At 67.4% G+C, this 12,608-nt stretch carries 14 protein-coding genes; 6 read left to right on the top strand and 8 right to left on the bottom strand.

Features of this window, described 5'->3' with window-relative positions; genetic code table 11:
- The first annotated feature begins 16 nt into the window (after positions 1-16).
- Positions 17-805 carry an HAD family hydrolase gene (locus ACWDMM_RS29135; protein ID WP_067808418.1) on the top strand — a complete coding sequence of 263 codons (789 nt, stop codon included), beginning with the start codon at positions 17-19 and terminating at the stop codon, positions 803-805.
- Here ACWDMM_RS29135 and ACWDMM_RS29130 read toward each other — a convergent pair.
- Together ACWDMM_RS29130 and ACWDMM_RS29125 are read right to left on the bottom strand one after the other, a co-directional pair.
- Entirely contained in the window at positions 777-1,346 is a 570-nt protein-coding gene (locus ACWDMM_RS29130) for a class IV adenylate cyclase (RefSeq protein ID WP_357111085.1), read from the bottom strand. The genes ACWDMM_RS29135 and ACWDMM_RS29130 overlap by 29 nt on opposite strands.
- Positions 1,343-2,188: a hypothetical protein gene (locus ACWDMM_RS29125; protein WP_357111088.1), complete on the bottom strand. Its 846-nt coding sequence runs from the start codon at positions 2,186-2,188 to the stop codon at positions 1,343-1,345. The genes ACWDMM_RS29130 and ACWDMM_RS29125 overlap by 4 nt, the downstream gene beginning before the upstream one ends.
- Before the next feature lie 149 nt (positions 2,189-2,337).
- Here ACWDMM_RS29125 and ACWDMM_RS29120 point away from each other — a divergent pair, with 149 nt between their 5' ends.
- Both ACWDMM_RS29120 and ACWDMM_RS29115 read left to right on the top strand, forming a co-directional pair.
- Positions 2,338-2,505 (top strand): hypothetical protein, encoded by a 168-nt coding sequence (locus tag ACWDMM_RS29120; protein WP_357111091.1) that lies wholly within the window; start codon positions 2,338-2,340, stop codon positions 2,503-2,505.
- Between the two features lie 181 nt (positions 2,506-2,686).
- Positions 2,687-2,842 carry a hypothetical protein gene (locus tag ACWDMM_RS29115; protein WP_449940489.1) on the top strand — a complete coding sequence of 52 codons (156 nt, stop codon included), beginning with the start codon at positions 2,687-2,689 and terminating at the stop codon, positions 2,840-2,842.
- 38 nt (positions 2,843-2,880) lie between these two features.
- Here the strand turns inward: ACWDMM_RS29115 and ACWDMM_RS29110 are convergent, their stop codons facing one another.
- Positions 2,881-3,282: a MerR family transcriptional regulator gene (locus ACWDMM_RS29110; protein WP_195079481.1), complete on the bottom strand. Its 402-nt coding sequence runs from the start codon at positions 3,280-3,282 to the stop codon at positions 2,881-2,883.
- Between the two features lie 47 nt (positions 3,283-3,329).
- Between ACWDMM_RS29110 and ACWDMM_RS29105 the strand changes: the two genes are divergently transcribed.
- Complete coding sequence (locus ACWDMM_RS29105) at positions 3,330-4,127, top strand: MBL fold metallo-hydrolase (protein WP_195079480.1); 798 nt, start codon at positions 3,330-3,332, stop codon at positions 4,125-4,127.
- 4 nt (positions 4,128-4,131) lie between these two features.
- Here the strand turns inward: ACWDMM_RS29105 and ACWDMM_RS29100 are convergent, their stop codons facing one another.
- The 4 genes from ACWDMM_RS29100 to ACWDMM_RS29085 form a co-directional block, all read right to left on the bottom strand.
- On the bottom strand, positions 4,132-4,977 hold the full coding sequence (locus ACWDMM_RS29100; RefSeq protein ID WP_195079479.1) for a hypothetical protein: 846 nt from the start codon (positions 4,975-4,977) through the stop codon (positions 4,132-4,134).
- Positions 4,978-5,374: 397 nt separating this feature from the next.
- On the bottom strand, positions 5,375-6,139 hold the full coding sequence (locus ACWDMM_RS29095; RefSeq protein ID WP_195079478.1) for an AIM24 family protein: 765 nt from the start codon (positions 6,137-6,139) through the stop codon (positions 5,375-5,377).
- A gap of 2 nt (positions 6,140-6,141) precedes the next feature.
- Entirely contained in the window at positions 6,142-6,837 is a 696-nt protein-coding gene (locus ACWDMM_RS29090) for an AIM24 family protein (RefSeq protein WP_449940486.1), read from the bottom strand.
- 6 nt (positions 6,838-6,843) lie between these two features.
- Positions 6,844-7,467, bottom strand: coding sequence for an AIM24 family protein (locus tag ACWDMM_RS29085; RefSeq protein ID WP_195079854.1), 624 nt, complete (start codon positions 7,465-7,467; stop codon positions 6,844-6,846).
- Between the two features lie 181 nt (positions 7,468-7,648).
- Between ACWDMM_RS29085 and ACWDMM_RS29080 the strand changes: the two genes are divergently transcribed.
- Together ACWDMM_RS29080 and ACWDMM_RS29075 are read left to right on the top strand one after the other, a co-directional pair.
- On the top strand, positions 7,649-9,046 hold the full coding sequence (locus tag ACWDMM_RS29080) for a TerD family protein (RefSeq protein WP_449940484.1): 1,398 nt from the start codon (positions 7,649-7,651) through the stop codon (positions 9,044-9,046).
- A 27-nt stretch (positions 9,047-9,073) separates the two neighbouring features.
- Positions 9,074-10,642, top strand: a complete 1,569-nt coding sequence (locus ACWDMM_RS29075) for a TerD family protein (RefSeq protein ID WP_195079475.1) — start codon at positions 9,074-9,076, stop codon at positions 10,640-10,642.
- A gap of 23 nt (positions 10,643-10,665) precedes the next feature.
- On the opposite strand, the gene ACWDMM_RS29070 is transcribed toward ACWDMM_RS29075, so the two are convergent.
- Positions 10,666-12,336, bottom strand: coding sequence for a glycosyltransferase family 87 protein (locus ACWDMM_RS29070; protein WP_195079853.1), 1,671 nt, complete (start codon positions 12,334-12,336; stop codon positions 10,666-10,668).
- Positions 12,337-12,608: the final 272 nt, after the last annotated feature.

Raw genomic sequence — 12,608 nt, 5'->3', positions numbered from 1 at the left:
CGACCTGGACCGGACGATGATCTACTCGCGTAACGCCTTCAGCACCACCGCCGACGTGCCGACGGTCTGCGTGGAGCATCTGGAAGGGGCGCCGCTGTCGTTCATGACCACCACCGCGGCGCTACGGATGCAGACCCTGACCGAACCCGCCGCCGTCGTTCCCACCACCACCCGCACCATCAAACAGTTCGACCGCATCCGCCTGCCCGGAGCGCCGTGGCGCTACGCGATCACAAGCAACGGCGGGAACATCCTGGTCGACGGCGTGCCCGATCTGAGCTGGCGCATCGGCATCGACGCCCAGGTTCGCGCGGGGGGCGCCACGCTGTCGGAGGTGAGCAAGGAACTGCACACCCGCATCGATGACTCCTGGGTCACCAAGTTCCGCGTGGCCGATCATCTGTTCTGCTACCTGGTGGTGAAGCCCAAGGAGGTTCCAGAGGGGTTCTTGGCGGAGTGGGACGACTGGTGCCGTCCGCGCGGCTGGTCCGCGTCCCAGCAGGGCCGCAAGATCTACACCATGCCGCAGGCCGTCTGCAAGAGCCGCGCGGTGGACGAGGTGCGCAAGCGCCTCTGGGAAAGCGGCGAACTCGCCGACGACGCCCGCACCCTCGCGGCGGGCGACGGCGCCCTCGACGCCGAAATGCTGCGCGCGGCCGACTCCGCCATCCGCCCCCGCCACGGCGAACTCGAACAACTCAACTGGACCCACCCCAACCTCACCGTCACCCGAGCCACCGGCATCCTCGCGGGCGAGGAAATCATCAACTGGTTCATCAAGGCAGCCCCGACGCCTTCCGCGTAGCGAGCACGGCATCCGTGTACTGCTCGGTGGTGACATCGCCGTCCGCGATGCCGAGCTGTCGGAGCGTGGTCCGTACGACCTCCAGCGCTTCCGCCAGCTCCGATTCGGGCACGATGGTCTCCAGCTCGATGAACGTGCCGTCCAATTCAGGGACGGTCACCAGCGTGGCCAGCAACTCGCGCCCCTCGGATGCGAATCGATAATTGATGCAATGCTTTTCGAAGCAGACCAGGTTTTCCAGGCCGAGACCGCGTAGCACGGAGTCGATTACCGAAGGGTCGGCCACCTCGGTTTCGTATTCCGGCTTCGATCCACTCGCCGTGTCGACCGCGGGTTCCTTGTAGGTGAGCAAAGATCGCCGTCCGTTGTCCGTAGTGATCGTCCGCAACCGCAGCTCGCGGCCCTCCGAAGACAATCGCTCGTCCGCGAGGTCATAGTAGGTGTCCATGTACTTCGAGCGCTGACCTGCGCTCCGTGCCGCCAACGCAGACTGCACGGACTCGACGTCACGGACCCGAGCCTTGAGTTCCGCCTCGATCATGTGACCGATCCTCTCTCGATCGGGCGGGCTTGGAGCCACATCTGCTCGAACTGACGTAGGAATCCGGCATGCAGGACCCCGTTGGTCGCCGCCGTGAGCTTGTACATCCCTGAGCGATGCCCCTCGGCGGACGCGCCGAAAGCAGACAGATACAAAGTCTGGTCGAAAACCAGCATCCGCCATGTCGGCAGCGTGTCGTAAACAGCGACTTGCAGTTCGACGAATGGATGCTCGTGAAACTCGGATACTCGTGCCAGAGCCAGTTCGATGCCCGCCGCGAAGGACTGTCTTGATTCGCCGATTTCTGCTGCGCGGGTACCGGCGGCCTTCGAATCCGGATCCAAGAGGAGGACTCGAACAGCGACGCTGTCGGTCCGTTGCAGCAGTGTTCCACGCAGCAACGACTCGTTGAGTGCGAGCAGCCCCAGGCCGCGTACAGCCAACAGGTCGATTCGATCTGCGATCAGCGCTTGTCGTCGCAGCTCGGCATCGGCCTCCGACTGCACGGTGAATGCTTGCGCGATCTCGGCGTGGCCGGTGAGTGTATGCGCGTGACGTGGAGCGAGGCCGAACAAGACACGCGCGTGGTCCGGCATCGAGATGCCATCCGCGATCCGCTCGAATACGTCGAAGCGTGTGACAGTTCTCCTGCTGTTGACGATCTCGTTGACTCGGCCCTGGCCCAGCCCTACTGCCGCTGCGATGCGTGCTTGGCTGGCACCGGTGTACCGCTGAACTGAGCGGAGTAGCGCCGGCACATCGCGTTGCCGCAGGATCGCGCCCACTTCGGGCTTGTGCCAAACCGCCGCAGGGACCTCGATTCCCCCGTACTTGGTCTCCATTGCGCCCAGCTTATATCTCACAATGAGATACCCGCTGCGGGATCGAGTGGAGAGCATCACCGAAACCACAATCTTTCTGTAATCGCCGCCCTGCCTGCAGTTATGGCGAGTTGGCGGCACCTATCGAGTCCGTCGAGAGGTTGTATGTGATGCCCGCCGATCTCGTTACCTCGAGTGTCGTTGTTGTCGCAGTCCTGTTCGGACTGTGGATTGTTTGGTTCGTGCTGCCGTGGCTCATTGATCGCGAGGACGAAACCGATGAATCGGTTGATGCGTACGACATCATCCAGCGCGTCGAGCAGGAGACGGATCGATGAGCGGCTCGCTCGCCGACACCGAGCAGTGGCGCAGGATGCACCGAAACTGCGCTATGGACGGTTCCTTCCGATCTCTAGAGCAAGCGCGCTTCGTTGCGAATGTCCACTGCGGCCACGGCCCCGGCTGCAAGCAGTACCTGTCCGCCTCGGCCTACAGCCTCGGATTGTCGGAGGATTAGCCGTGGACAGGCAGGAGAGGGACGAGCAAGACGGTCCCGCCGCCTGGATGGAGCACGCCGATGGGACGTGGTCGGTCGTGGATGAGTACGGATTCGCCAGCGAACCTTTCATAGTCATCGACGGGAAGGCGTTCCCCATCGACCCGACCAGCGAATAGGCCAACCGCCCATCGTCCGATCGGGTGCATTCGGCGACTCACACCACGTCGGCGGCGGGGTCGAAGGTGGATTTGAAGTCCGGGCATTCGACCAGGGGGTCGTGGGTGCAGGTGGCGGCGTGGCGGAGGCTGTCGCGCATGCGGATGAGGCGGGTGATGTCCTCGTCCAGTTGGTTCGCTTTTTCGGCCATGCGGGCGCGTAGTTCGGCGTCGGAGGGGGAGGCGCGCAGGAAGCGGGCGATTTCGGCGAGGGTGAAACCGGCGCCTCGGGCGCAGGAGATGAGGGCTAGGCGGTTCAGGATGTCGGGGTGGTAGGTGCGGCGCAGGCCGTTGCGGCCGGTCGCGGCGATGAGACCGCGCTTCTCGTAGAAGCGCAGGGCGGAGGGGGCGAGGCCGGTTCGTTCGCCGACCTCGGCGATATCGAGCAGGACGTCGGTCATCTCGTCTCCTTGACTTGAACCGCGCTTCAAGTCACAGACTAGCTCGCATGACGATTCACCACCTCAATTGCGGATCGGTTCGGCAGATCGAGGCCACCTACGACGGACCCGCGCCCGCCAACGCCGTGAACCATTGCCTGCTGGTCGAGACGGCATCCAGTGGCCTGGTCCTGATCGAGACGGGGATCGGGCTGGACGACGTGCGCGACCCGGCGGGCACGCTCGGGGCGCAATGGGTGGCGATGGCCCAGCCCGTGCTCGCCGAGGACGAGACCGCGATCCGGCAGGTCGAGCGGCTCGGCTACGACCCCGCCGACGTCCGGCACATCATCCTCACCCACCTCGACGTGGACCACTGCGGCGGACTGCCCGATTTCCCGCACGCGCGGGTCCACGTCCTCGCGGCCGAACTGGCGGCGGCGCAGGCCGAAGCGCCGAGCTTCCGCTACCGCTCCGCGCACTGGGCGCACGATCCGAACTGGGTGGCCTACCCGTCGGAACCGACCGGACAATGGTTCGGCTTCAACGCGATTCAACCGAAGGACCTGCCCGGCGACTTCCAGCTGATCCCGCTGGGCGGGCACACCGCAGGCCACACGGGAGTCGCCGTCCGAGACGGCGACCGCTGGCTGCTGCACTGCGGTGACGCGTACTACTACCATCGCGAACTCGACGCCGCCCCGCAGCCGCACCCGGTGCTCGATATGGTGCAGACCAGCTCCGAGGTCCACCACGACCTGCGGCTGGGCACCCAGGCGCGGCTGCGCGAACTACACCGCGATCACGGGGACGAGGTCACCCTGATCAGCGCGCACGACCCGTGGGAATTCCTGCGGGCGAGCTGACCCGTCACCGTCGCTGCCAGCACTGCGCGCGGTCACCGAGATTCCACCAGGAGACATAGCCGGGGTCCTGGTCGAGCAGGGTCCATTCCTTCTCGAGCAGGTCGAAGAACGCGCTGTCGGCCGTGCGCCCGCCGCGGGCCTCGCCGATGTAGATCAGCGACGACCCGCCCGCCTCCTGGTAGGCGGCGAGAGTGGTGGAGGCCATCGGGTTCTCCCAGCCGGGCGGCCAGCAGAGGAACAGCGCGTGGTCGGCGTGCGCGGCGACCAGATCGTCCGGTGTGGACGGCGGCGTCGCGGTGGGATGCCAGGTCGCGGTTTGTCCTGCCGCGGCCGGGAACGCCGAGTTCGTCGCACGGTCGGGCGGATGCGAGTCGAAAGCATCTGTCGGCACACCGATTCGCGTGAGCTGATGCGCCCAGTAACCGCGTCCGGCTCCGACCTCGAAGATCGGCCTGCCCTGGGCGACGTCGCCGACCCAGCGCAGCGTTGCGGGGGAGGGAATCGCGTAGGCGTACGCGGCTTGCAACACGATCTGCGCATAGGCCAGTCGTGCACTGCCTTTGGGGTTCCCACCGTTCACCTCGGCGCGGTTCGCCCGTTCCGCCGGGCCGGGCGACACCGCGGCGGCGACGATGTCCCAGTACGGGTTCGTGCTCGCGCCGCCGGTCATGTAGTGCAGAAGGTGTAAGTCGAATGTGGCGTCGGCGATCTCGTCACCGGTGCCGGGCAACCGACCCGCGGTGGACCAGTAGTCGGCAACTCGTGGATACGCTGTCGCGAAAGAGGATTCGTCTCGCACCAGGTCCGTCAGCGCCGTGCGACGCTGCGGCGAGAGCGCCAAGTCAGCCATCCCTCGATTTTCCGCCGACCGTCACCACCCACGGCGGAGATCGATACGAGTTCACCGACCCGTCGCGAATCCTTTTCTCTCCGTAAGTAAAACGCGCAGGCGGCGAAGTTGCTCCGACGCGGTTCGTGCCCCCGGCTCAGTCGCTGCCACGCACAGACAGTCCCGAGCGTGCCGAGGTAGGCCGTTTCGTCGGGCCGACGCGATTCCGGCGTGATCATCGAAGTCACGGCCGATGTCGGACAGCTGTTCGCACACGGTTACGCCGGTACGTGATCGAGGCCGGAAATGAAGGATATCGACAGCGGGCCGCGAATCCGCCTTGCGAGTGAATACGCGGTACGCCCGCGGCCGCAGTGGGCGGCGCGATCCGGGTACCCGATCGCGCTACCTCCGCGTTTCAGTACTGCTGATGCCCGGCCAACTGCTGCGCGATGATTCCCTGCAATCGTTGCAGGCCGCCGACGGTGATCCCGCTCTGGATCTGGCCCTCGATGGTGCGCACCAGCACGGAGTCGCTGAGCACCTTCTCGCTGGACTGGATCAGCACGGTTCCCGCGCCGGTGAACTCGAACTGGCGCTCCTCACCGGAGTTCACGCCGAAGCGCGCCGCGCCGGCGGCCAGGAAGTTCGAGATCCACCCCTCGTCGTAGTGGTGGCTGGGGGAGGGGCAGTCCGCCCAACCGACCAGCGACTCCGGGTCGACGCGCAGCGGTGGCTCCGCGAACATCACCGGCCCGTTGGAGGAGGCGAGGAACTTGCCGGTACCGATCAAGGTGAGGAATCCGGGCACGATGGACTGGTTGAGCGACAGGCCGGGCTCGAAGGCCAGCAGGTTCGCCGCCCGGATGGTCAGGTTGCCGTTGTCCTCGAGATCGTAGGAATTGATGTCGTAACCGCGGTCGCCGATGATCAGCTTGCCGTGCCCCTCCGCGACGACGTAGTCGCCGGTGAACAGCGGCGCCGAGAACTGCTGCGACACCATGTGCAGCAGTCCGCCCTGCAACCCGTGGGTGAGCGCCTGGAACCGGATGTCGCCGTAGTAGGCGATCATCGCGCCCTTGCGCATGAACCACGGCTTGTTCATGTCGATGCAATAGGCGTAGTTGTTTCCCGGGATGTTGTCGCTCTCACCGAGATTCATGGGGCTGAAGATCTGGGACATGCTCACAACTTCTCTTCGGAGGCCTGCACGTAGACGACGCCCTGACCGGCGCAATGCAACTGCATCGCCTCTCCGGAGCCGCGCCCGACGGCGTCCCGCCAGCTCAGCGCCGCCTTGAGTTCGGTCTGCACATTGCCGTACGCGGCGACGAAGGCTTGCGGATCGACCACGATCGGATTCGGTCCGCCCACTTGCAGTTCCAGGAAGCCGCCGTGCGCGAGCAGCACCGCGGCGCCCTGCCCGGACAACTGGGTGGTGAACAGGCCTTGGCCGGTCAGCGCGCCCGACGCGGCGCCGCGCAGCGCGCCCATCAGGCCACCGCCGCCTCCGCCGCCCGAACTCATCACCGAGACCACCGAACTCTGCAGCCCGGCGGTGTTGGCGAGTAGCCGCGAAGCCTCGACGCGCAGGGTCGCGCCCGGCTGCATGTGCACCACGTGCACTTCCAGACCGGCGAATCCGTAATGGACCACTCCGTTGCCCTGAGCGAGCATGGTGCGTTCGTGCTCGCCCGCCATCGCGCGGCCGGCCAGACCCATCAGCCCGCCCATGCCCCCCATCCCCTGCGCCCCCGGAGTCTGATGCGGAGCAAAGGAGACAGCGCCGGTATAGAACAGCATCGCGCCGCTGCGGGCGACCACACCGCCCGCCATCCCGACGTCGACCTTGACGACTTTGCCGTTGACCTTCTCGAACATCCGCCTCTACCGTTCCGCCGGTTGGATCGACACCACGCCGTGGCCGTCCCAGCGCAGCGAGAACGCCTCGCCCGCGTCCTGGCCGACGAAACTGCGCCAGGACACATCGGTGACGAAGGACTGGTTGAGGTTTCCGCGCGCGGCGACGAACGCGTCCGGGTCCACGATCAACGGGTACTGCGGCGAGACCTCCAGGTGGATGAGCGGACCACCCGCCGAGAGCAGCGCGACCTGGCCTTGGCCGGAGACCGTCGTGGTGAACAGGCCCTGCCCGGTGGACGCACCGCGCAACCCGGCGAATCGCACATCGGTGCGGAGGTTCCCGGCGAACGCGAGCAGTTGTTGCGATTCCACTTGCAACGTCTCGTTGTTCAGGTTCACGACGGTGACGTGCTGGCCGTTGACCGCGAAGAACACCCGTCCGTGCCCGGCGCACTCCATTAGCGAGAGCTTCTCGCCGGTGGCCCGGCGCTTCAGCCCGGCGAGCACGCCGTCGCCTCCGCCGAAGCCGGCCGCCTTGAACTGCACGTTCCCCTCGTAGGCGATCATCGAACCGGAAATCGCGCGGAGACTGGTGCCGGCCAGATGGGCCTCGATCACCTTCTTCGATTGCTCGAACAGTTGCGCCATGGAATGTTTGCCTGCTGTCTCGATCGGGAACACGGTGTGACCGCCGTATTCCATCTGCGTGCCGTCACCCTAACCGATGCTCGCTGGGGCGCCGGGGCAGCGCGGCCGTTCGATTCGAGCGGCCCGCAGCGCGTTTCTCGTAGAGTGTGAGGCGAACGCACCGACAAGCGAAGGGTCGAACTTGTCCGCAACTCTCGCCAAGGGCCAGAACGGTCCGCTGGCCACCAACGACGTGGTGATCTCCGTCCAGCTCACGGCGCCGGCGGATTTGTCGGCACTACTGGTCACCGAGCGGGGCAAGGTCCGTTCCGATGCCGATTTCGTCTTCTTCAACCAGCCCAGCGGCCCCGGTGTCAATTTGCAGCCCGCGCCCGCGGGCCAGCCCGCGTCGCTGGCGGTGTCGCTGAACGTGGTGCCCGCCGACATCGACCAGATCCGTGCCGTGATCACCCTCGACGACGCGAACAGCAATTTCGGCATGTTCCCCGCCCCGACCGCGATCGTGTCGGACGCGGCCGGTAATCAGTTGTACGAGTACCGGATCGAAGGGTTGAACACCGAGTCGATCGTGATCGCGCTCGAGCTGTACCGACGCCAGGGTGCGTGGAAGGTGCGGGCGGTCGGGCAGGGCTACGCGGGTGGTTTCGCCGCGCTGGTCACCGATCACGGTGTGACGGTCGATGACGCTCCCGCCCAGCCCGCGCAAGCTCCGCAGGCCCCGCCGCCGCCTCCGCAGCAGCCGGTTCAGCAGCCGCCGAACTATCCGCCGCCGACCACACCGGCCTATCCGACCCAGCAGCAGGCGCCGCAGTACGCGCCGACTGGCGGTTATCCGCCGCCCGGTCCCGGTTACCCGCCCCCCGGCCAGCCGCCGCAGGGCGGCCCCGGTTACCCGCCCCCCGGCCCGGGTTACCCGCCGCCGCCCGCCCCCGGCCCCGGCTATCCGCCGCCCGGCCAGCCTCCGCAGCAGCAGCCCGCCGAGGTCAGCCTGAGCAAGGACCGCCCGGTCAGCCTGGTCAAGGGCCAGCGGGTGACGTTGCGCAAGGAAGGCGCCGCGCTGACCTTCGTGAAGATGGGTCTCGGCTGGGATCCGGTGCGCAGCCGCGGCATGTTCGGCAACCGCACGGTCGACATCGACCTGGACGCCTCGGTCATCCTGTTCGCCGATATGAACCCGGTGGACGTCGCCTACTACGGCCAGCTCACCTCCAAGGACGGTTCGATCCGCCACCAGGGCGACAACCTCACCGGCGAGGGCGAGGGCGACGACGAGGTGATCCTGGTCGACCTGACCCGCGTCCCCGCGCACGTCACCACCCTGCTGTTCATCGTCACCTCCTACAAGGGCCACACCTTCGAGCAGGTGCAGAACGCGTTCTGCCGCTTGGTCGACGGGACGAACAACGGCGAACTCGCCAGATACACCCTCGCGGGCGGCATGCCGTTCACCGCGATGGCCATGTCCAAGCTGTACCGGGTCGGCAGCGACTGGAAGTTGCAGGCGCTCGGTGAGGGCTTCCAGGCCAAGCATCCGGGTGAGGCGGTGCCGCAGCTCGGCCGGTTCCTCGTCAACGGTTGACCGGCGGCGGACAGCGGGGCGGATACGGTGATTCAACTGCAGGCCGGTCAGAACATCCCATTGACCGGTGAGGTCGTTCGTTTCAGTGCGAAAGCCGAGGCTGCCCTCGACGTTTCCGCGCTGGTGGTCGCCGAGAACCTGAAAGTGTTCTCCAGCGACGACTTCGTCTTCTACAACCAGCCCGCCACGGCGGGGGTCGCTTTGGCGGCCGACGGGGTCACCATCACGCTCACCGAGGTGCGGGCGGACGCGAAGGCCGTGCTGCTGGTGGTCAGCGCCGACCCGGCCGCACCCGCGCGAGCGGGCGGGCTCGGGCCGGTCACCGCGACGTTGTCCGAGAACGACGGCACGACAGCCGAATTCGCGATCACCCCCTCATCCGGTGAGACCGCGCTGATCTGCCTGGAGGTGTATCGGCGCGGTCCGGCGTGGAAGTTGCGGGCGGTGGGCCAGGGTTACGCGGGCGGGCTCGAGGTGCTGCTCACCGCACACGGCGTCGAGGTCGACGGTGCGGCTCCGGAGCAGGCCGACGGGCCCGGCACGCACACCATGGCCGGTCCACTGGCGGGTGACGCGCAGATCGCGGCCGCCGGTGCGCCGCTGGAAGTCGGTCACGGCCTGGAACGGCTGTGGATGGTGTTCGAAGACGCCGCGCGGTCGTCCGCCGCGCTGGTCTCGGCGCGGGAGTACGCGGCCAAGCGGTTGGATCACGAACTGTCGCTGGCCGTCTCCGATCCGGCTACCAGGAACACTCCTGCGGCCGAACAGGCGCGCACCGCCGCGCAGCAACGGCACGACGAACTCGTCGCCACCGCCGAGCGCAACCACCAGCGCGATGCCGAACAGCTGATGAGTGAACTCGCCGAGGCCGACCGAGTGCTGCCGCCCGCCCTGGCGTCCTGGGACTCGCCCGCTTGGGACAAGCCCGCGCCGAGCGACGGCATCCGGCTCGGTGAGCTGTACGCGCTCGACCGTGGGCCGCTGCGCATCCCGTACTGCGTTCCGGTGCCGCTGAACCGGCCGCTGTGGATCGATGCCGAGTCGACGCGTGCGGTCGCGCCCGTGGTGGGCGCGCTGCTGGCGCGACTGCTCGCCACGGCGCCGCAGCGGCGCACGCTGGTGGACATCATCGACCTGACCGACGCGTTCGGCGGCTTCACCGGCCTGCTCGCTCCCGTGCTGAACGGTCCGCCGATCACCGATCACGCCGACATCTCGGCGCGGCTGCAAACGCTCGTCGACGCGGCCGAGCTGGCCGAATTGGCTTACACCAGTGGCGCTTTCACGCCGCCCGCCGAACATCGGGTGCTGTTGGCCGCCGACTTCCCGCACGGCTACCAGAGTTCGGACGCGCAGCGCATCGGCGCGCTGATCACGCGCGGCGAGCTGATCGGATTGTCCATCGTGATCGTCGGCGCGAACGAATCCGATTCGGCCGACACCACCGTGGCGATGCTGTCGCAGTCGTGCCGCCACCTGCCGACCATCGGCGACACACCGCTGTTCGATCCGTGGACCGGCAGCGCGTGGCAACTCGACCTCGACCTGTTGCCGCAGGAGCCGGAGCGGCAGGCGCGCTTCCTGCGCACGATGTGAACGCCTGAACCGGCGGCGGCCGGTCAGCTCCGGGCGAGCGCCGGTCGCGGCCGCAACGGTCCCGGCAGCCAGGGCAGCAGCGGATCCGGCGTGCGGTCGACGACGCCGCCGACCGGGTCGTCCACGAAGTCGCGACGCACCAGGTCCTCCTCCGGGCGGTAGATCTGGCGCACGATCAGGGCGCACAGCCCCACCACCGCCAAGTCACGCAGCGCGACCGTGCCGGTGAACCACTGTTCGGGCAGGCCCTTGCGGTCCAAGCCGAGGTAGTAGAACATCCGCGGCACCCAGACCAGCGCGTCGATGGTCATCCACGTCAGCAGGATGCGCCGGTGCGGCAGCGCCAGGACGGCGAGCGGCACCAACCACAGCGAATACTGCGGACTCCACACCTTGTTCGTCAGCAGGAACGCCGCCACCACGAGGAAGCACAGTTGCGCCAGCCGCGGCCGTCGTGGCGCGGTGAGGCCGATGTAGGCGATCACCGCGCAGGCCGCGACGAACGCCAGCAGCGAGACGACGTTCAGGATCGCCGGCTGCTCGCCGTAGGCCAGTGCGCCGTCGAAGCCGGGCCAACCGGTGAACGATGAGATCACGTTGTAGATCGAGTCCGGGTCGGCGTGCCGGGTGGTGTTGAGCCGGAAGAACTCCTGCCAGCCGTTCGGGAACAGCGCGGCGATCGGCAGGTTCACCGCGAGCCAGGTGGCCAGCGCGGCGCACATCGTCACGGACGCGGCGCCGATCGGCCTGGCGCTGAGGAACTGGATGCGGTACGGGGTCTCCCGGATCCACGCCAGGAAGGTCGGCCAGCCGTCGATGTCGCGTATCCGCAGGCCGAGATGCGTGCGCAGGGTGCGTTGCATCGTCTCGGTACGCAGACACAGCACGAGGATGGGCCCGAGCAGCAGCAGGGGATACAGTTTGGCCGCGCCACCCAGACCGAGCAGAACTCCCGCCAGCACGGGCTTGCGCCGGGCCCAGGCGAGCAGACCGGTCGCGGCGAAGGCCGTGGCGAGCGCGTCGAAATTGGTGAAGGCATGCACGATCACCAGCGGCGAACAGGCGATCAACGCCGCGTCCCAGACCCGGCGGCCGGACAGCAACGCCGAGGCCCAGACGGTGATCAGCCAGGCGATCGCGAGGCCGATCGCGACGACGTTGAAGTAGATCACCACCTGAAGCGCGCCGGGCAGCGGTGCGGCGTCCCAGCTCTTGGCGATCCGCATCGCGAGATACTGATAGAGCCCCGAGAGCACGGGATATTCCATGTACCGCGTCTCTCGCCCACCGTCGGGAGTCTGCTCGGTCCACTGCTTCTTGTACGGGAAGGCGCCTTCGTTCAGCCGCTCGGCTCCGTAGAGCGGCACGGTGTCCGAGTAGCACATGGCCACGTACTGGCGGCCGTTGTTCCAGTCGAGCGTCGGACCGTCCGCGCCGGTGGTCTGCTGGATGCAGCCCGCCTTGCCGAACCAGCCGAGCGCCAGGAACACCACGGCGAACGCCATCAGCACCCGCATGGGCGTCCAGAACCGCGCCCGCCCGATCAGCGCGTGATCACCGACCGGCCCGCCGATCACCGTGGACAGTTGCGCGGCGAGCGAATCATTGCGACTCGGCCGGTCCCGCGCGTCGGCCGATCGGAGATCAGAAGCGAGCGGAGCAGGGGCGGCGTAGTACGCCCCGCCGGGCGCCATCTGGTCCGACAGCGGTGCCCTCCCATTCCTCCGTGGCTCCACCAGCTGCTGATCGGTCACGGAACCCGAGGCTACCCTGCGTTCGGCTCAGGCCCGGGGCCGACTCGATCCGTGCTCGTTCGGCATCGCCCGCGCCAAGAGGGCAGCTGTGAACGCATATTCGCTCGAATCGACGGTGAGCGGATCACCTGGCTTCTGAGCCGAGTCGGGGGGGGGCCGGGGGGGGGGGGGCCCCGGGGGAAAGGGAAGAGAGGGGGGGGGGGGGAGGGTGG

This window comes from Nocardia sp. NPDC003726 (assembly GCF_053586955.1).
This window is presented reverse-complemented; position numbering and strand designations above follow the sequence as displayed.